The organism is Micromonospora sp. AMSO12t (assembly GCF_008806585.1).
GTDB classification, from domain to species: Bacteria; Actinomycetota; Actinomycetes; order Mycobacteriales; family Micromonosporaceae; genus Micromonospora; species Micromonospora reichwaldensis.
The window spans coordinates 1-1158 of sequence record NZ_WAAS01000517.1 but is presented as its reverse complement, the minus strand read 5'-3'; the positions used below and the strand labels follow the sequence as shown (position 1 = coordinate 1158).

The 1158-nt window shown below is 76.4% G+C and carries 1 pseudogene; it reads right to left on the bottom strand.

Annotated elements, in window-relative coordinates:
- Window positions 1-235, bottom strand: a pseudogene (locus tag F6X68_RS34560) (hypothetical protein); the annotation flags it as partial.
- Window positions 236-1158: the final 923 nt, after the last annotated feature.

Below are 1158 nucleotides of genomic sequence, written 5' to 3'. Positions count from 1 at the left end.
TCCCGGCGCCGCCGACCGTCCAGGAACCGACGCTGGCGGACCTGCCGCCGGTCGCCGTCCCGCCGGAGCAGCCAGTCACCGCAGCGCCCGCACCGCCCATCCCCGCACCGTCCGCACCGCCCGTGCCTGCACCGTCCACGTCGCCCGTCACCGCACCGTCCACGCCGCTGGCGCAGAGCAACTCCGCAGCGCCCGTCTCCGCGCCTCCCGGGCAGGCCAACTCCGCGTCGCCCACGCCACGCCCGGTCTTCGCAACTCCTACCCGGCCCGTGTCGGCACCACCGTCCGGCCCGCAGGTTGCGGCGCCGGTCGTACGGCCGATGCCGGAAGCACCGACGGCGGCAGCAGCCCAGGCACAGCCGGCCGGGCCCGATGCCGTCACGGCGAATGGCACCGCCCCGAAGACAGCGGCACAGTACGAAGCAGCGTCGCCGCCCTACCCGAACGCGGCGGACACAGCGGCCCCGCGCATGGACCGGCACGCCACCACTCCCACGCTCGAACCGGTCGAGCGGGTGCCGAACGAACCGGCTGCGCCCACCGGTGGAACACCATGGTTGTCACCGAAGGCTTTTGACACCCGTGGTGTTCCACCCACCGCGGCCGATCCGCGTCCCATGTCCGCTCCGCCCGTCGGCGCTGCGACATCGGTGTCCACACTGCCGGTCTCCCCCGTCGCCGGCCCTCCGGCCGAGCCGGCGGAGGTGTCCCGGGCCGGTTCTGTCGTCGGGCCGACGGCCGAGACGAACGAGTCGGTCCCGGCCGCACCGGCCCCGCGCCCTGTCTCCGCGCCACCGGCCCAGCAGGTCTCCGCGCCACCGGCCCAGCCCATCGACGCGCCAGCGGCCCAGCAGGTCTTCCCGTCGCCGACCCGGCTCATCGACTCGCCAGCGGCCGAGCAGGTCTCCGCGCCACCGGCCCCGCGTCCTGTCTCCGCTCCGCCGGCCCAGCCCATCGCCGCGCCGCCGGTACCGCCTGTTTCCGGGCCGCCCGTCGCGTCGGATGCGTACGTGCCTGCGCGGGACGCGTCCGCCACTGCCGCGCCACAGGCCGACGCGGTGTCGGCCCCGCCGGGCGAGCCTGTCTCCGCTCCGCCCGCCGCGTCGGCGCCGCCCCCGCCCATCGTCCCTGGCGCGTTGTCGCAGGCACCGCAACCTG